20 protein-coding genes are annotated in these 16,684 nt (G+C 37.8%); 6 read left to right on the top strand and 14 right to left on the bottom strand.

The annotated features are described in order from the left end of the window. Positions 1 to 4: 4 nt before the first annotated feature. The 4 genes from spoVAD to HPT25_RS13860 all read right to left on the bottom strand — a co-directional run bounded on the left by spoVAD (position 5) and on the right by HPT25_RS13860 (position 2,721). Positions 5 to 1,030: a stage V sporulation protein AD gene (gene spoVAD, locus HPT25_RS13875; protein ID WP_173065124.1), complete on the bottom strand. Its 1,026-nt coding sequence runs from the start codon at positions 1,028 to 1,030 to the stop codon at positions 5 to 7. Further along, entirely contained in the window at positions 1,031 to 1,507 is a 477-nt protein-coding gene (gene spoVAC, locus HPT25_RS13870) for a stage V sporulation protein AC (RefSeq protein WP_173065121.1), read from the bottom strand. 17 nt (positions 1,508 to 1,524) lie between these two features. Next, positions 1,525 to 1,992 (bottom strand): YhcN/YlaJ family sporulation lipoprotein, encoded by a 468-nt coding sequence (locus HPT25_RS13865; RefSeq protein ID WP_173065118.1) that lies wholly within the window; start codon positions 1,990 to 1,992, stop codon positions 1,525 to 1,527. A 336-nt stretch (positions 1,993 to 2,328) separates the two neighbouring features. Further along, positions 2,329 to 2,721: a DUF1360 domain-containing protein gene (locus HPT25_RS13860; RefSeq protein WP_312857290.1), complete on the bottom strand. Its 393-nt coding sequence runs from the start codon at positions 2,719 to 2,721 to the stop codon at positions 2,329 to 2,331. Positions 2,722 to 2,827: 106 nt separating this feature from the next. On the opposite strand from HPT25_RS13860, the gene HPT25_RS13855 reads away from it, so the two are divergent. Further along, the gene (locus tag HPT25_RS13855; protein ID WP_173065115.1) at positions 2,828 to 3,337 is read left to right on the top strand and encodes a CotY/CotZ family spore coat protein; all 510 of its coding nucleotides are present in this window, start codon (positions 2,828 to 2,830) and stop codon (positions 3,335 to 3,337) included. Between the two features lie 43 nt (positions 3,338 to 3,380). Here the strand turns inward: HPT25_RS13855 and HPT25_RS13850 are convergent, their stop codons facing one another. Both HPT25_RS13850 and fabI read right to left on the bottom strand, forming a co-directional pair. Then, positions 3,381 to 3,884, bottom strand: coding sequence for a CotO family spore coat protein (locus tag HPT25_RS13850; protein ID WP_173065112.1), 504 nt, complete (start codon positions 3,882 to 3,884; stop codon positions 3,381 to 3,383). Between the two features lie 133 nt (positions 3,885 to 4,017). Continuing rightward, a complete protein-coding gene (gene fabI, locus HPT25_RS13845) occupies positions 4,018 to 4,785 on the bottom strand; it encodes an enoyl-ACP reductase FabI (RefSeq protein ID WP_173065109.1) in 768 nt (255 codons plus the stop codon). Positions 4,786 to 4,930: 145 nt separating this feature from the next. On the opposite strand from fabI, the gene prpE reads away from it, so the two are divergent. Beyond that, positions 4,931 to 5,671 carry a bis(5'-nucleosyl)-tetraphosphatase PrpE gene (gene prpE / locus HPT25_RS13840; protein WP_173065106.1) on the top strand — a complete coding sequence of 247 codons (741 nt, stop codon included), beginning with the start codon at positions 4,931 to 4,933 and terminating at the stop codon, positions 5,669 to 5,671. Between the two features lie 21 nt (positions 5,672 to 5,692). Here prpE and HPT25_RS13835 read toward each other — a convergent pair whose 3' ends face one another. The 4 genes from HPT25_RS13835 to HPT25_RS13820 form a co-directional block, all read right to left on the bottom strand. Beyond that, positions 5,693 to 6,544, bottom strand: a complete 852-nt coding sequence (locus HPT25_RS13835; RefSeq protein WP_173071133.1) for an RluA family pseudouridine synthase — start codon at positions 6,542 to 6,544, stop codon at positions 5,693 to 5,695. Between the two features lie 72 nt (positions 6,545 to 6,616). Next, positions 6,617 to 7,411 carry an NAD kinase gene (locus HPT25_RS13830; RefSeq protein WP_173071130.1) on the bottom strand — a complete coding sequence of 265 codons (795 nt, stop codon included), beginning with the start codon at positions 7,409 to 7,411 and terminating at the stop codon, positions 6,617 to 6,619. 48 nt (positions 7,412 to 7,459) lie between these two features. Continuing rightward, on the bottom strand, positions 7,460 to 8,098 hold the full coding sequence (gene yjbM / locus HPT25_RS13825) for a GTP diphosphokinase (RefSeq protein ID WP_173065103.1): 639 nt from the start codon (positions 8,096 to 8,098) through the stop codon (positions 7,460 to 7,462). Between the two features lie 10 nt (positions 8,099 to 8,108). Next, entirely contained in the window at positions 8,109 to 8,468 is a 360-nt protein-coding gene (locus tag HPT25_RS13820; protein WP_173065100.1) for a UPF0738 family protein, read from the bottom strand. Between the two features lie 110 nt (positions 8,469 to 8,578). Here HPT25_RS13820 and HPT25_RS13815 point away from each other — a divergent pair, with 110 nt between their 5' ends. The 4 genes from HPT25_RS13815 (at position 8,579) to HPT25_RS29480 (ending at position 10,883) form a co-directional block, all read left to right on the top strand. After that, positions 8,579 to 9,181, top strand: coding sequence for a CYTH domain-containing protein (locus HPT25_RS13815; protein ID WP_173065097.1), 603 nt, complete (start codon positions 8,579 to 8,581; stop codon positions 9,179 to 9,181). A 178-nt stretch (positions 9,182 to 9,359) separates the two neighbouring features. Next, positions 9,360 to 9,515, top strand: coding sequence for a hypothetical protein (locus HPT25_RS13810; RefSeq protein ID WP_173065094.1), 156 nt, complete (start codon positions 9,360 to 9,362; stop codon positions 9,513 to 9,515). Further along, positions 9,508 to 10,377, top strand: coding sequence for a ClpXP adapter SpxH family protein (locus HPT25_RS13805; protein ID WP_246277190.1), 870 nt, complete (start codon positions 9,508 to 9,510; stop codon positions 10,375 to 10,377). The genes HPT25_RS13810 and HPT25_RS13805 overlap by 8 nt, the downstream gene beginning before the upstream one ends. 353 nt (positions 10,378 to 10,730) lie before the next feature. Further along, on the top strand, positions 10,731 to 10,883 hold the full coding sequence (locus HPT25_RS29480) for a hypothetical protein (protein WP_512698532.1): 153 nt from the start codon (positions 10,731 to 10,733) through the stop codon (positions 10,881 to 10,883). 290 nt (positions 10,884 to 11,173) lie between these two features. Here the strand turns inward: HPT25_RS29480 and pepF are convergent, their stop codons facing one another. From pepF to mecA, 4 genes are all read right to left on the bottom strand, one after another. Continuing rightward, positions 11,174 to 12,991, bottom strand: a complete 1,818-nt coding sequence (gene pepF / locus HPT25_RS13800) for an oligoendopeptidase F (RefSeq protein WP_173071126.1) — start codon at positions 12,989 to 12,991, stop codon at positions 11,174 to 11,176. A gap of 131 nt (positions 12,992 to 13,122) precedes the next feature. Further along, a complete protein-coding gene (locus HPT25_RS13795) occupies positions 13,123 to 14,319 on the bottom strand; it encodes a competence protein CoiA (protein ID WP_173065091.1) in 1,197 nt (398 codons plus the stop codon). A gap of 92 nt (positions 14,320 to 14,411) precedes the next feature. Then, positions 14,412 to 15,923, bottom strand: coding sequence for a cardiolipin synthase (gene cls, locus HPT25_RS13790; RefSeq protein ID WP_173071124.1), 1,512 nt, complete (start codon positions 15,921 to 15,923; stop codon positions 14,412 to 14,414). A 73-nt stretch (positions 15,924 to 15,996) separates the two neighbouring features. After that, entirely contained in the window at positions 15,997 to 16,668 is a 672-nt protein-coding gene (mecA, locus tag HPT25_RS13785) for an adaptor protein MecA (protein ID WP_173065088.1), read from the bottom strand. Positions 16,669 to 16,684 lie beyond the last annotated feature (16 nt).

The following is a 16,684-nucleotide window of genomic DNA, read 5'->3' as shown; positions in this document are numbered from 1 at the left end:
TTGGTCACCCCATTTCTCCATTCATCTCGATTGAAACTGCATGGGCAATACACGGAATGGTTTCTTTTTGTTGAAAGGTAAGCGGTGAAAGCAGCGCACCTGTTGCGACTAGTAAAAGCCGTTTAATATTCCCTTTTTTCATTTCATTTAATAAATGTCCATAAAGGACCGTGGCCGAGCATCCTGCTCCGCTTCCGCCAGATTGAACGGGCTGATTGCTCTTATACATCAATATACCGCAATCTTGGAATTGCTTTCTCTCAAGCTTCAGACCACTTTTATTTAGCAGTTCAAAAGCGGTATCATGTCCAATACGGCCAAGGTCACCGGTGACAATTAGGTCATAATAGGAAGGATCCCGCTCAAGATCACGAAAATGGGCCATTATTGTATCTGCAGCAGCAGGCGCCATCGCTCCCCCCATATTAAAAGGATCAGATAATCCCATATCAATTACTTTGCCAATGGTTGCAGATGTTGTGACTGGAAGTTGCTTTCCAGGGTCATTCTCCTGTAACAATGCGGTACCGGCTCCGGTTATCGTCCACTGCGCAGTAGGAGGCTTTTGACCGCCATACTCTGTTGGATAACGGAATTGTTTCTCAACAGCAGCATTATGGCTGGAAGCTCCCGTAAGTACATGTTTAGCCCCTTTATAGTTAACTACAAATGACGCAAGCGCCAATCCCTCCATTGAGGTGGAGCAGGCTCCAAATAGTCCGAAATAAGGTATCTGCATCGTTCTCGCAGTAAAGCTGGAAGGAGTGATTTGATTAATTAAATCACCAGCGAATAAAAATTGAACCTGTTCCTTCTGTAAATTTGCTTTTTTCAAGGTAATTTTTATCGCTTCCTCTAATAAAACGCGATGTGCCTTTTCATATGACTCCTGCCCCATCCATAAATCTTCATATAATAAGTCGAAATCGTTTGCCAAGTTCCCATTTGCTTCAAAGGGGCCGCCAGTTACACCAGTCGCAGAAATCATTGGACGGTTTTGGAAAACCCAAGATTGATGCCCTTTTAACAATTACAAAACCCCCCACATATTTAACAGCGTTTTTATAAGCGCTACAACAAAAGCTGCAAACACCCCAAAGAGGATGACAGAACCTGCCAGTTTAAAAATGTTGCCACCCACACCAAGCACATACCCTTCCGTTCGATGCTCGATGCACGCTGAAATGACTGCATTTCCAAATCCTGTAACAGGAACAGCGCTACCTGCCCCTGCAAACTGCCCAATACGATCATAAACACCAAACCCAGTTAGCAACATTGAGAAAAACACCATCGTTGCAACAGTTGGATTTCCTACACTCTGTTCAGTGAAATTAAAGAAATAAATATAAAAGTAACTGATGGCCTGTCCAACAACACAAATAAGTCCACCAACCCAAAACGCTTTAATGCAGTTTTTCAAAACCGGTCTTTTTTTCTCATGCTTTTGCTGCAAATGTTGGTAGCTTTTCTGCTGCGGCGTTACTTTACTTTGCTTGTTTTCCATTCTACCTTCTTCCTTTCTTACTTAATATCTTTCGTCATTTTTACAAGCCCTTCCAGGCTCTTCTCTGCCTTTTTAGGTGTCATTTTTGTGTTTTTAATTTTCTCATCAAGCCTTACTGCTTCAAGAAATATTTTATAGTCGCTTGAAACCGTAAAGTCTTCTTTTGGATATTTTTTTTCAAGCATTTTGGTAACGTCCACTTCAATCTTCTTCATACGGAACCTATGAAGATGCTTAACCTTATAGGCAACTAGTGTGTCTTTTTTTCCTTTGACAACCGCAACATCATAAATGTGCGGGTAAGAGCTTACATCCTTTTTAATTGCCTCCACATGGTTGCGTTTCACACCTTTGTTAGTAACAACCGGGGAAGGGTTTGTGGTTTTTATAAGTGCCATTTGACTATTCTTGGCTGATTCATTTTGATTGCAGGATGCGAGCAATAAAATACATGAATAAATAAGGAAAAAACGAATGATCTGCATTATTAATCCTTCCCTTTTCAAGATTTTCAACATTTCGCTTGCTACCAAATAGTTTTTTCGACATTCGCAAAAATTATGACTAACTAAGTGTTATTTTTGCCAAACAAAAAGAAAACCTCCTGAAGAATGATCCTCAGGAAGTTCCAGCATTATTTATTCGTTTTTTTTCCGCATCCGCAGCCCTGTTTTTTTATTGGCTGCGATGTTTTATATATTTTCGTCTTTTTTGATTCGGTTTCTTTTTTCTTATTCACACTTCTCTCCCCTTCACAATACTATTCATTGACTACTATTATGAATATGTTGGAAGCAAGCCTTGTCTCACGGCAAACGCCATTATTTTTCTATAAAATGTTGAACAATTGCCTCAATAATAGCTCCAAAACCGGCAACAGCTAAAATGACTATTACTGGTGCTGAGAATGCAGGAAATAAATAATAAACGATCACAATTGCCGACGCCATCCAAATACCCGTGCACCAATAGCAACTGAGGAGCTCACCAAAAAAGTGCTTTATTCCAGTTTGTTTTGGAATGTAATATACCTCTTCTTCCCCATCGGGATTTACTTCTCTCACCTCATCATAAAATGGGGCACGAATAAATTCAGTTATTTTATCAAAGACAATTAATCTCGTTAGTCTAAAGCAGGCTAAAGACAAAATAAAGAAATTTAAAATAGTCAGCTTCATCATCATGTCCTTTCTTTTTTTACGTAAATAAATCATCCGCCTAATTTTATTAAAAAAAGGCAATTGTCCGTAACCCATAGGGCTCTAGTTAAATATGTTAGTAATGTAAGATATATATAACGGTTTAAGGAGGAAAAAATAAATGGGTTGTGGGAAACATAACGATTTTCATAGCGGCAGCTGTGTGTGCGAAGTCGTCCGTGCGATAAAAGATATCCAAGATAATGCTGTTAGTCCGACAGAATGTGCTGAATGTACCAGCTGTTTTAATGAACCGCTTGGTTCACTAGTATCACCAACAAGAAGAGATCCGGTTGATACACGTGTTTTTGTATTAAAAACTGCAGATGGTACTCCATTTCATGCCTTCTTCAGCAACGAACACAATGCGTGCGTATCCATCTTCTTCCGCGTAGAAGAAGTATTTGATAACTGCTGTGCAACACTTCGTGTGTTAGTACCTGGACGCAGGGAAGGCGGAAACTTTGTTCCAGTAAACCTAGTATGCGGCGGAGACAGATGCTGTGTAGACCTTTCAAGGGTTTGCCAAGTGGAACGATTCCGTGCAAGCAATGATTGCGTAACAGTTGATCTAAGTTGCTTCTGCGCTGTTCAATGTATTGCCGATGTAGATTTAGGAATTTGCAGCTAAACAAATGAGCCAGTCGGGAAATCGGCTGGCCTTCTTGTTTTTCTTATCGTTTAATCCCTATCATCATGACATTAGTGAGCTGGCTGACTGGAATTGTTTTAGTGGTTTGGTCAGGAAATTGAATGGTTACTTGCTCATTTTCATATGTGTTCAAATATCCTTGGTAATTTTCATTTTCGGTATAGAAAACACATGGAACTGGTGGAAGAGCCTTCGGAAAATGAAGCAGATATTCCAATCTTTCTGTTAAATTCATCTGTTTGAACGGTTTGACCCGCTTGAAGGATGGACGAGTTGTATCACTTGTAATGGCTTCAGCTTTTGATTGCTCTAATTCATCTGGCGGAATATCAATGGGAATAGGTTCTTTGTGATGTCCCTTTTTCTTCTGCTGCCTATTTGTTTTGTCCTCCCTTCCTCTCTCAGCTAAAGTTTCTTCTAATTCGCGTTTGTTCGTATACACCTCCTGCATCTGATAGTTGGAAGGTGTGTTGGAAAACGGCTGAACAATATATAACAATGGCCCCTGCCCACTCTTATTGGACATGGTATGCACCTCCATATACATTCATCTACACTTTATATGTATGCGAGTTACCCATTGTCGTTAACAGGAAATTCTTTTAAAATGATATCCAAACATTAAAAAGCCCGCTAAGTATCAGCGGGCTTCATTTATATTATAAGATATGGTAACCTGAATCGACATGAAGATTTTCGCCAGTAATACCGCGGGAAAGGTCACTGAATAAGAATAATGCAGTATCTCCCACCTCTTCCGGTGTTGTGGTTCTTCTTAGTGGTGCATTTTCTTCGATTTCTTTTAAAATTGTGTTAAAATCACCGACTCCTTTAGCAGAAAGTGTACGGATCGGACCAGCTGAAATCGAGTTAACTCGGATATTCTCCTTGCCAAGATCAGCAGCTAAATAACGGACACTTGCATCTAATGACGACTTTGCCACTCCCATTACATTATAATTCGGCATAACACGTTCTCCGCCTAGATAAGTCAATGTAACGATGCTGCCGCCTTCCGTCATTAAGCTGCGCGCTTCTTTAGCAACAGCAGTTAGAGAATAAGAGCTAATATTATGAGCCAGTAAGAAACCATCACGAGTAGTATTCAGGTATTCGCCTTTTAATTCTTCCGTTTTTGCAAATGCAATACAGTGGGCAATCCCGTGAATGGTGCCAACAGTTTCTTTAATGTCTGCAAAACATTTTGCAATGGCTTCGTCACTTGTCACATCACAAGGCAGCACTAAAGTTCCTTCAGCATCTAAAGAATGGGCCAATTCTTTGACGCTGCTCTCTAGTCTTTCGCCAGCATATGTAAACACTAAACGGGCCCCTGCATTATGCAGTGAACGAGCAATCCCCCATGCAATACTGCGTTTATTAGCAACGCCCATTACAACGAAAGTTTTTCCTTTTAAAGAAATCATTTAGAAAGTTCCTCCTAATATATAACGAGTTATTAGTACTTGGTACTAATTCTACACTATTTAATTAAAAATGAAAAGGACACCGCCTCTTTAATAAAAAGAACCCTCAATACGAAAACTAATATAGATGAAGGAGGATCTTCAAATGAAAATAGATATTATCGGCGATATTCACGGTTGTAATCGAGAATTTCAAGAACTCACCACAAAGATCGGCTATGTGTGGGAAAACGGCCTGCCGCACCATCCTGAAAACAGGGTAATCGGCTTTGTTGGTGATTTAACAGATCGCGGACCAGAGTCACTTAAGGTAATTGAAGTAGTTTGGGAGCTAGTGTTTAAACAAAAAAATGCTTATTATGCACCGGGAAATCATTGTAATAAATTATACCGTTTCTTTCTGGGAAACAAAGTTCAAATTGCCCACGGCCTGGAAACGACAGTTGCTGAATATGAATCATTAGAACCTGAAAAACGACAATTAATTCGCAAAAAATTTATGGAGCTCTATGAATCCGCACCATTATATCTAGTTTTGGATCAGCAAAAATTAATCATTGCCCATGCCGGAATTAAACAGGAATTAATTGGAAAGACAAATGGAAAAGCAAAAGAATTTGTCTTATATGGTGATATCACAGGGGAAAAACATGCTGATGGAACGCCAGTAAGAAGAGATTGGGCTAAAAACTACCATGGTGAGGCAAGTATTGTATATGGACATACTCCCGTGAAAGAACCGCGAATTATCAATAATACATATAATATTGATACTGGTGCTGTTTTCGGCGGTAACCTTACCGCATTAAGATATCCTGAAATGGAGACTGTCTCGGTCCCATCAACAATGCCATATGTACCTGAAAAATTTAGGCAATTTGATTAACGAGACAAAGGCTGACAACATTTAAGAGTCAGCCTCTTTCAAAATATTTTTCATATCATCAGGGAGCGGTGCCGTAAATGACATTTCTTCATACGTAAATGGATGGATAAAATGAATATGTTTACAATGAAGTGCTTGTCTTTTGATTTTGGCTAGACTTCCACCATACAAATCATCTCCTAGTAAGGGATGGCCGATATAGGACATATGAACACGAATTTGATGTGTCCTCCCTGTTTCAAGCTTAAGTTCCAAATATGTAAAGTCTCGGAGCCTAGCCAGAACCCGGTAATGTGTGATGGCATTTTGACCATCGTGACGGACTTCCCTTTCAATAATACTGTCAGGGTTACGACCAATTGGAGCATCAACTGTATTGGTTTCAGATGCTATTCTCCCCTCGGCAAACGCTTCATAAATACGCTTTACTTCTCCGCTTCTTTGGCTCTTACTAAAAAGATGATGTACGTGCCGATGCTTGGCAACGAGGACAATTCCAGAAGTATCACGATCAAGCCTTGTCACAATATGGGCAGTTGCTTGTAACTTGAGTTGTTCATAAAAGCCGATCAACGCGTTTGCAAGACTTCCAGTGGGATGCTCCCTTGAAGGAATTGTACTCATTCCGGCAGGCTTATTCACAACTAATAAATAATCATCCTCATATATAATTGAAAGTGGAATCTTTTCACCTTTCATACCCTGACTTGGATTTTCAGGCGGAAATTCAACCGTTAATCGGTCTCCTTCAAGTAGCTTGTAACGGACATTTACATCTTCACCATTTACAAGAATTTGACCGCCCTGAAACTTAATATCAGTTAATGCCGTTCGTGAAATTTCTTCCTTCTTTAGAAATTCTCTAATTATCATCCCTGAGCTTTCGGTGTCAATTACCCAACTCAATTGAAAACGTGTTGCCAATTTTTTTGTCCCCTTCCGCCATTAATCTGAAATGAATGAATCATGGACTCTTTTCCAAAAAGGAAATGGGCGGAATCTGGCAAAACGAATTTTCTCTTCAGGTACTCTGAATTGAATAGACTTTACATCTTTATGCAGCAATGTAAGATGATCGACGGTAACCTGAAAATCTGACATATTCACAGGTTTTAGCAAGCAAGTATGGTGTGCAGGAAGAATAAGCGGCGAACCCACTGTTCTAAACACTTTATTATTGATGGAAGCCATTTCCGCTATCTGAATGGCAGAAAGCGACGGATGGATAATCGCCCCGCCCAATGCTTTATTATAAGCAGTGCTGCCAGACGGAGTGGAAACGCAGAGACCGTCGCCGCGAAAGCGTTCAAAATGGTCGCCGCGGATTTCTACATCCATTACAAGTGTTCCTTCCACACTTTTCACGGTTGATTCATTTAACGCCAAATATCTAGATTCCTTTCCAGCATGGGAATAGCGGATAATCACTTCAAGCAGCGGATATTCAACAACCTGAAAAGGCGTTTTGGCAATCGCAATCACGAGTTTTTCGATTTCTTCCGGAAGCCAATCAGCATAGAAACCAAGATGTCCGGTATGGATACCAACGAATGCAGTCTTGCTCAAACGGCTGCTATAACGGTGAAAGGCATATAGCAATGTCCCGTCACCGCCAATAGAAATCACAATATCCGGCTGGTCCTCATCATACTTCAGATCAAAATCAAGTAAATAGGTCCGCATTTTGTGCATCAAAATATTTGAATTTTGATCTCCTTTTGATGTAATCGCGAATTTCATCATTTTATCTCCTTATCCTGAATGGCTTTCAAAAAGTGTTATGCAATATTAGTTCTTTTCTTCCTGCTTTAATTCTTTCTTTAGGGTAAAGAATGCTTGAGCTTCTTTAATCTCGCCCCGGATTAAAGACATTTCCTCATCAAGAAGGAATGCCGCCTCTGCGGCCCGCTGCAGCCGCATTTTTATATCTGTGGGGAAAGCTCCTTTATATTTATAATTTAATGAATGTTCAATGGTCGCCCAAAAATTCATTGCAAGTGTTCTGATTTGAATTTCTGCTAGTATTTTCTTTTCCCCGTGAATGGTTTGAACTGGATAGTGGATAACAACATGGTATGAGCGGTAACCACTTGTTTTTTCATGAGAAATATAGTCTCTTTCCTCCACTATTTCAAAATCATTGCGGTTCCTCAATAGCTCAACAACACGATGAATATCTTCTACAAACTGGCACATGATACGCATGCCCGCAATATCCTGCATCTCTTCTTCCAATTTATCAAGAGGAATTCCTTTTTGATTGGCCTTGTCCAGAATACTGGCAATAGGTTTAACTCTTCCCGTAACAAATTCAACCGGGGAATGGGAGGAATCCAGTTCAAACTGCCCTCTCAGTCCCTTTAGTTTTACTTTAAGCTCATCCACAGCCTGCTTGTAAGGTGCTAAAAATTGATCCCAAAGCTTCATAAATCCACCTCTAAAAAAAGCCCTCTACTTTATTGACCATTTCTTGCCCATAATTACTGTTTCCTTTAATATTTTCAATCAGATACTCTAATTCATCCCAAAAGCCTTGCAGCATTATTTCTTGATTCACATTGCAGATCCATACGGATAATTTTTTCTCCATGGGCGCTTTTAATTGAGGCCAAATTTGTTCTGACAATTCGATATATGTATAATCTTCCTGATCTTCCATTATGTAAATAAATGCAAAATGATCAGAATCCACAAGCATTTGTTCTCCAGGCATTAAGCCAGTTAGGTCCTCTGCTGTTTCAAGGAATAGGCCTTTTTCCTTTATCTTTGCACTGATAACCGTCATTTTTCTCTTCATTCTATTACCTCCAACTTTCCTCTCCTATTTTAGCATAATTTATCTAATTCTCCCAATGATTGTGGTAACCTATACAAAGAGAATATGTGAAATGAAAGGATTGACTATTTTTGCCTCAGAATATAGAAATTGAATTTAAAAACATGCTGACAAAAACAGAGTATCAAACACTTTTAATTGCATTTAAAATAAAGGCTGAGCAATTTTTCACACAGGAAAATCATTACTTTGATACCCCAGACTTCGCCTTGAAAAATATGGGATCCGCTCTTCGTATCCGAAAAAAACAAAAAGGGTTTGAAATGACTTTAAAGCAGCCTGTGGAAATCGGATTGCTTGAAACAAATCAACCATTAAATGCCGCAGAAGCTGAACAAATGTTGCAGGCAGGGACACTGCCTGCAGGGGAGATTAAAGCTAAAATCGATGCCATATCCGGGGATTTTTCCACTCTCGAATATTTTGGTTCATTAAAGACAAATCGGGTGGAGATTGCTTACCAAGAAGGACTGCTTGTCCTAGATCACAGTCTCTATTTAAATACAGAAGACTTTGAAATGGAATATGAGGTCCAAAACTATCAAAAAGGAAAAAGCATTTTTGATGAAATACTAAAGCTATACCAAATTCCTGAACGTAAAACAAAAAACAAAATACAGCGCTTTTATGAAACAAAATACTCTCAAAGTAGAAAAACGAATGGCGGAATCTAGTTATGAATGGGAAATTTCCCATTGGTAATTCCCTTCAATTTCTATTAAGAAAAATCACTTTTGAGAACATTAATAATGTGTCTACTTATAATTGCACTATTTCAAAGCAATTCATTTGAGATATGAAATGGTCATTGATAAAATAAACATACAATCGACATGAAAAGGGAGTTGTCACATGATAGAGGAAAAGTTTACATCACTTAAGGCCGTCATGGAAGAAACTCTACATCTTCTTGTGGACACTTTTTATGACCCTGCTGACCAGTATTCTGACCCGAATTTAAATAATACGATTGATTTCAAAGGAAAATTTGGTGAAAACATTGGATAATACATGGTCTGAAAACCTGAATCAGCATTGTCACGGCGGGGATAAAAAGCCGATTGAAATTTATATGTTTATTGATCCATTATGCCCTGAATGCTGGGCACTGGAGCCCATTTTGAAAAAACTGCGAATTGAATATGGGCGGTATTTTTCAATTAAACATGTTTTAAGCGGAAGATTGGCCAATCTGAATATAAGTAAGAAAAAAAACTATGAAAACATCGTTGAACTATGGGAAAAAACAGCTAGCAGATCAGGTATGTCATGTGACGCAGACCTCTGGTTAGAAGATCCCGTCGATTCTCCATATATCGTTTCAATAGCTCTAAAAGCAGCAGAGCTTCAAGGAAGACGTGCTGGAATCCGCTTTTTGCGAAGGATGCAGGAAGTTTTGTTCCTTGAAAAGCGAAATATCTCGGATTATGAGGTATTATTGGATTGTGCGGTTAGAGCAGGATTGGATATTGATGAGTTTAGTAATGATATGCATTCTGAAAGTGCCATCAAAGCCTTTCAGTGTGATTTAAAAATCACTACAGAAATGGATGTCCAGGAAATCCCGACGTTAGTTTTCTTTAATGAAAATGTGGAAGATGAGGGTATTAAAATTACAGGGACATACCCCTATGAAGTTTATGTACAAATCCTGGAAGAAATGCTTCCGGAGATACCAGTCAAAGCTTCTCCACCGCCGCTGGAGAGTTTTTTAAAACTTTTTAACTTTGTCGCTTCAAAAGAAATTGCTGTTGTGTATGATTTGCCCATTTCGCAAATTGAACGTGAAATGAAAAAGCTGCTATTAAAACAAATAGTTGAGCAAATTCCTGCAAAATACGGGACATTTTGGAGATATATTGACAAATAGACAAAGCTCGAATGAAAGACTAATTCGATTTTGTCTATTTTTATGAAATATTATTTTCAAAAAAGAAAATGCCTTCCAGATATTTCAGGAAGGCATTTTTCTATCAATACGAACAAAGGGGATGGGAGAAATTTTTCACGGTCAAACAAAGGGGTATATGTTTGTTGTGATCAACTTCACGTATCCAATATAGCATGGAGATGTTTATTATGACAATACACTTGTGCTTTATTTCACATAATTGTCAAAAAGTCATATATCCACAAATTTAACCATAGACATAGTATGAAAGCATTGACTCATACATCTAAAAAAGAAGGAGTATTATTACATTGAAAAAACTTTCTGAATTAATGATGTTTTTGTTTATTCTTATTGCCTTTTTTCTTCATTTATTAGCACTATTGAAGATTTTTCCAATGTACATTAGCATTCCACTATTATTCATGTCTATTTTTATCTTGCTGTTTTCTTTAAACGAAAAAAGGAAATTTAAAGGTTTTTAAAAAGGGAGGCAGCTTAAAGGCTCCTCCCCCCTTTTTAGTTTAGGCTCTGTTAAAATTGGCTATTGTTTTCCGCTCCAGGCACTTCGCATTCTGCGGGAGTGCCTGGAGCCTCCTCGGTGCTAATGCACCTGCAGGGTCTCCCCAACCGTACTCCCGCAGGACATTGAATGACGTCCTTGTATTCCCCCACGCACGAAGGAAATGCGTTAGCATTTTCGAGGAGTCTTCGTGCCTTCCGCTCCAATCAACCATGTTTAAATACCAATAATGTTCTTTAACATAGCCTTAGCTTAAGACAACAACTGTTCCAATTCGCACAATTTTTCTTCAAACACTTTACAAGCAGCTTTAATTGGTTCTGCACTTGTCATATCTACTCCAGCTTTCTTTAGAACCTCAATCGGATAATCAGAGCTGCCCGCACTGAGGAAATCAATATAGCGTTTCACAGCCGGCTCGCCTTCTTCAAGTATTTGTTTGCTTAATGCTGTAGCAGCACTAAATCCTGTTGCATATTGGTACACATAGTAATTGTAATAAAAATGAGGAATTCTTGCCCATTCTAAGCCGATTTCTTCATCAATCACAATATTTTCTTCCCCAAAGTACTTTTTGTTTAATTCATAATAATGTTTCGTTAGTGACTCAGCTGTTAATGCTTCATTATTTTGTGCTTGCTGATGAATCATATGCTCAAATTCAGCGAACATAGTCTGGCGGAATACAGTTCCTCTAAAGCCTTCTAAATAATGATTTAACAAATAAATTCGTTTTTGTTCGTTATCTACCGTTTTTAATAAATAATCATTTAGCAGTGCTTCATTACATGTTGATGCCACTTCTGCTACAAAGATTGAATAATTACCATATGGATATGGCTGAGACTTTCTTGTATAGTAGCTATGGACAGAATGTCCAAATTCATGTGCCAATGTAAACAAATTATTGACATTATCCTGCCAATTCATAAGTATATATGGATTTGTCCCATAAGCACCTGATGAATAGGCACCACTACGCTTGCCTTTATTTTCATGGACATCTACCCAGCGGTTTTCAAAGCCTTCTTTAAGCACTTTCGCATATTCATCACCTAAAGGGGCTAAACCTTTCAACACAAGATCCTTCGCCTCTTCATATTGTATTTCCATTTTTACATCTTTCACCAATGGCGTATACAAGTCGTACATGTGAAGCTCTTCTACCCCCAGAACTTTTTTCCGAAGCTTCACATAACGCTGTAATAAATGTAGATTTTCATTTACTGCACTAATCAGATTATCGTAAACACTCTCTGGAATGTTATTCGCAGCAAGTGCAGCATGTCTTGCTGAGTTATAATGTCTGACTCTGGCATTAAAGTTATCTTTTTTGATATTACCGCTTAAGGTACTTGAGAAAGTATTCTTGAATTTCCCATAGGTTTGAAAAACGGCTTTAAATGCATCATGGCGTACCCGCTGGTCCTTGCTTTCTAGAAAGCGAATGTATCGTCCATGTGTGATTTCTACTTCTTCCCCATTTTCATCCTTAATGGAAGGGAACTCCATATCCGCATTATTTAACATCCCGAATGTATTACTAGAGGCATCCATTACTTCACCAGCTTCTGCCAATAATGCCTCTTGCTCAGCACTTAATACATGCGGCCTCTGTAAATTAATTTCTTCAAGGGCATGCTTATATAGTTTTAATTCGTTTTTTGCTGATAAAAAGCTTTTCACTTTACTCTCATCAATAGAGAGAATTTCCGGAACAATAAAAGCTAGTGCACTTGCAGCCTGTGAATATAAGTTTTTCATCCTGTCATCTAACCCTTGATAAAAAGAGTTCGTTGTATCTTGGTCATAGCGCATATGAGAATATGTATAAAGTTTACCAATTCGTTCTAGTAATTGATCTTGAAATTGCAGGGCTTTATAAAGGGTTTCAGCATTTTCTCCCAATTTCCCGTCAAATTCTTTCACTTTTGGTATTAATCCTTTTACTTCTTGATATTCTTTTTCCCATAGATCATCACTAGGAAAGATATCTTCTAATTTCCAAGTCTCTTCTACAGAAATTGCACTTCTTGCCGGCAGCGACTTAACCGCAGTTTCATTTGCCATCATTCATCCTCCATATCACTTTTTATTCTATCCCTTAATAATATTCTTCTAAATATGCCCAGTTTCCTTTGTAAAAAAGCAGAAATAAGTTTATCCATCCCTTAATATTATGCCCAATACGATTGTTTCATTTATATATTCGTTAGAAATGGACGGCTTTTTTGATAAAAGATTTTCTTTGCTTCTTCGTTCTCTCGATTCGACTGGGGAACGACAATTTTCCGCTGAATTTGATAGGTCTCTTCACTGATCTTTTTTACGATTCCCTCAAGTTCCAAAAGGCGAAAGTATTCCATAACTGGGATCATGGGGCTAACATCCTTTAATTGAGGCAAACTTCTCATGATCAGATCTTTTCGATACAATCGTTTTTTTATCTTCATGCTGATTTCTGTCACGGTGAAAGTGTCGTTCTGATGTTTACCCATAAAAACATCTATAAATAAATATGTTTGCCAAATAAATGGTGGTGTTTGTATATAGATCGCATGGGCAACAGGCAACCCGATTTCTGACGGTAACAAAAAAGGATTAAGATGATGAAGATAGATCTCCTGTAAAAACGGATTTTTTCTTTTCCCTGAATAAAAAGACCAATTTAATATATAATTTTCCACCTTCAGCTTCCAATATTTAAAATTCAAATGACTTTCTTGTAAAGGATTTAATATACAATCAAGTCGAGAATTTTCTAATGGTAAAATGTTTGATTGAAAAATAGTATTTTTAGTTGAGATGGGAATAAGTGATTGGATTAAATAAAATTGCTGTTTTTCGGAGCAATAGGTGGGAATAAAATATTTTCCATTTAATGAGGGTCGTAAAAATAAGTAGTGAAAACTCGATAGAGAGATGCTGCTGCTATTATTTTGTTGGATATGAGTGTTTGCGATGATCCAAAGGGGAATATATCCATTTTGCAAATAAGTATTTGTCCTTTTAATAAAAATCTCTTCGGGGATAACGGAGCATTGGTACTCTAATGCATATTTATGTCCGCCATATTCAAACATGATATCGGGACGCTGTTGTATTTCCTTATCATAATACTCTAAAACAGCCATAATCTTTTGGCGAATAAGCCATTGATAAAGCTGAATTTTTCCTTCCATGTGAAGTTGAGATTCAGGCTCATAAAATTCCAGGCATGTCCCGCCCCGCATATGTGCAAAATGATAAATCCGCTTGTCTCCCAATTTGAGGATAACAGGTTCTTTGCATATGGGGCAAAGAAATTCCTCTGTGTTGCGCATATAAATAAGCGTGTCTTTTTTGTAAGCATATCCTAAGGAAATTCTTTTACCGGTTTTTGTTAACGCTGTTAACAATAGATCTCCTCCCTTCTGCCATCATTATTCGACAATTCCAAGCAATATCCTGCTCAAAAATAAAAAACTCGTCAATTTTTAGACGAGTTTTTTTACAGAAGCGGGGACAGCAGCCGGGAAGTCGATTCCAAGAGGCGAAAACCAATATGGCGCTGTGAAAAAATGTTCAAATCAATTTCCTTCGAAAAACTGAGATCATTTATAAACTCTTCTACTAATTTTTGCGTACTTTTTGTCCGAAATAGAAAAGCATTTACCTCAAAATTTAAATGAAAGCTCCTCATATCCATATTGGAGGTTCCAATAGAGGCAAGCTCCCCATCTACAATGATCATTTTACTATGCATAAAGCCACGTTGATATTCATATACTTTTACGCCAGCCTCAAGAAGCTCAGGAAAATACGATCTTGAGGCATGGAAAACAATGCGCTTATCAGGCCGATTTGGTACAAGCAATCTAACCTCTACACCGCTTAGAGCTGCTATTTTTAAGGCGGAGAATATATCTTCGTCTGGTATGAAATACGGTGATGCAATCCATACTGACTTTTTAGCAGAGGAAATCATGGAGAAAAAGATGTTTTTAATGACACTCCACTCATTGTCAGGTCCTCCTGGAATAAGCTGAACTCCACCATGACTTAGATGATCAATTTGTGGTGATAAATACTCCGCCGTTAAAAAGCTATGGTTTGTCATATAATACCAATCCTGAAGAAAAATAAGCTGTAATGATCTGACAGCTTCCCCTCTTAACTTTAAATGAGTATCACGCCAAAAACCAAACTCCTTACTTCTCCCTAAATATTCATCACCAATGTTCAAGCCGCCGACAAAACCAATATTTCCATCAATCACGATAATCTTCCGATGATTACGAAAGTTGAATTTATTATTTAAAAACGGAAGTTTAACTGGTCCAAATGGAATCGTTTCAATCCCGGCATTTTTTAGTTCATGTATGTAAGATTTGGATAATTGCCATGACCCTACCGCATCGAACATAAAGCGTACCTTTACCCCTTGATGGGCTTTTTCAATTAGAATTTCCTTTATTTCATTTCCAATTTGATCATGTCTGACTATATAATATTCCAAATGAATATGGTGCCTTGCTCTTTTTAATTCATCAATTATATTTCGGAATGTTTCCTCTCCATTGGTTAACACTTCGGTAGCGGTATTAAAAGATATGGGACTGTTGCCGAGTTTTTGAGCCAGAATAAATAATCTGCCTTGATGTTCCCCAAGAAGCCGACGTTTTTCTTCACTTCTAGGATCATTATCACCCTCTACTGTTAAATAGGCCTGTTTATCAAGAAAATATTTTTTTCGAAACATTTTCTCTTTGCGATAATTTCGACCAAAAAGCAGATAAAAAATAAAACCTACCAACGGAAAACTCCCTAATACCACAAGCCATGTGATTGTCTGGGTTGGATGGCGATTTTCCAAAAATATGACAAAACCAATAAAAATGACGGACAGCGAAATTAAAACGCTGACAAATCCGAGTATTCCACTTTCCAGACGACTTTTAAAGAAAAACAATAGTATGGATAAAATAATTAAAAAAAGGATGACCCTTACAGTGTTCTTCAGTGTTCCTCACCTGCCAGATGTATCTTTTTTAAATCACGCAAAATACCGATTTCAGTTTGAAATCGGTATTTTGCTAACTAAAATGTTTTCTTACAACTTCGAATACATCGCCAGAAATAATTTCTTTCCCATATTCTTGAATTCGATGAATGGTTACTTGCGTTTCATAGCCGTACTCAAGCAAAATACTTAAGATATCATCAATTTCTTCTTCATCAAATATTTCTTCAGGAAATTCTGCATAAAGGTAGTATCTTCCTTCGAAATGATAAAGCTTTGTTACTAAATTATCCATACCTTGCCGTTTTGATAAACTAATTACATCTTCAAAGTCTTTAAATGAAAGAACAAATTCCAATGTTTCTTCATCCAATAATCCTTCATCTTCTTCTTCGTAATTAGGATTAAAATGCTGATCTAAAAGATCTTCAATTTTATCATCGACAGGTACTTCTTTCATTTTATCAACTGGGATTGGAAGTTCAAATTTTTGTCCGTCTTTTGATAGCTGAGCTTTCGTAATAAGGATCTCTAAACCCTTATCAAGTGCTTGAACTTGAATCCAAAGAGGTCCTTCTACAACAAACTCTTCTTCTTCATGTACCTCATCCATCATTTCCCAAAAAAGTTCTTCGCTTCTCTCGCGATTGTACCAAATTTCTTCGCGATCAAAACCCCTTTCTTCTATATCAACATAGGAAATATAAAATTTAATCGTATTCTCATTAATCCGTTCAATTTCCATTTAAACCTCTCCCTTC

Source organism: Neobacillus endophyticus (assembly GCF_013248975.1).
Lineage (GTDB): Bacteria > Bacillota > Bacilli > Bacillales > Cytobacillaceae > Neobacillus > Neobacillus endophyticus.
This window is presented reverse-complemented; position numbering and strand designations above follow the sequence as displayed.

Excerpts from the sequence above, each read along its gene's own strand:
- spoVAC (WP_173065121.1), bottom strand. The coding sequence starts at position 1,507 with ATGGAAAACAAGCAAAGTAAAGTAACGCCGCAGCAGAAAAGCTACCAA.
- HPT25_RS13865 (WP_173065118.1), bottom strand. The coding sequence starts at position 1,992 with ATGCAGATCATTCGTTTTTTCCTTATTTATTCATGTATTTTATTGCTC.
- HPT25_RS13860 (WP_312857290.1), bottom strand. The coding sequence starts at position 2,721 with ATGATTTATTTACGTAAAAAAAGAAAGGACATGATGATGAAGCTGACT.
- HPT25_RS13855 (WP_173065115.1), top strand. The coding sequence starts at position 2,828 with ATGGGTTGTGGGAAACATAACGATTTTCATAGCGGCAGCTGTGTGTGC.
- HPT25_RS13850 (WP_173065112.1), bottom strand. The coding sequence starts at position 3,884 with ATGTCCAATAAGAGTGGGCAGGGGCCATTGTTATATATTGTTCAGCCG.
- fabI (WP_173065109.1), bottom strand. The coding sequence starts at position 4,785 with ATGATTTCTTTAAAAGGAAAAACTTTCGTTGTAATGGGCGTTGCTAAT.
- prpE (WP_173065106.1), top strand. The coding sequence starts at position 4,931 with ATGAAAATAGATATTATCGGCGATATTCACGGTTGTAATCGAGAATTT.
- HPT25_RS13835 (WP_173071133.1), bottom strand. The coding sequence starts at position 6,544 with ATGATAATTAGAGAATTTCTAAAGAAGGAAGAAATTTCACGAACGGCA.
- HPT25_RS13830 (WP_173071130.1), bottom strand. The coding sequence starts at position 7,411 with ATGAAATTCGCGATTACATCAAAAGGAGATCAAAATTCAAATATTTTG.
- yjbM (WP_173065103.1), bottom strand. The coding sequence starts at position 8,098 with ATGAAGCTTTGGGATCAATTTTTAGCACCTTACAAGCAGGCTGTGGAT.
- HPT25_RS13820 (WP_173065100.1), bottom strand. The coding sequence starts at position 8,468 with ATGAAGAGAAAAATGACGGTTATCAGTGCAAAGATAAAGGAAAAAGGC.
- HPT25_RS13810 (WP_173065094.1), top strand. The coding sequence starts at position 9,360 with ATGATAGAGGAAAAGTTTACATCACTTAAGGCCGTCATGGAAGAAACT.
- HPT25_RS29480 (WP_512698532.1), top strand. The coding sequence starts at position 10,731 with ATGATGTTTTTGTTTATTCTTATTGCCTTTTTTCTTCATTTATTAGCA.
- pepF (WP_173071126.1), bottom strand. The coding sequence starts at position 12,991 with ATGGCAAATGAAACTGCGGTTAAGTCGCTGCCGGCAAGAAGTGCAATT.
- mecA (WP_173065088.1), bottom strand. The coding sequence starts at position 16,668 with ATGGAAATTGAACGGATTAATGAGAATACGATTAAATTTTATATTTCC.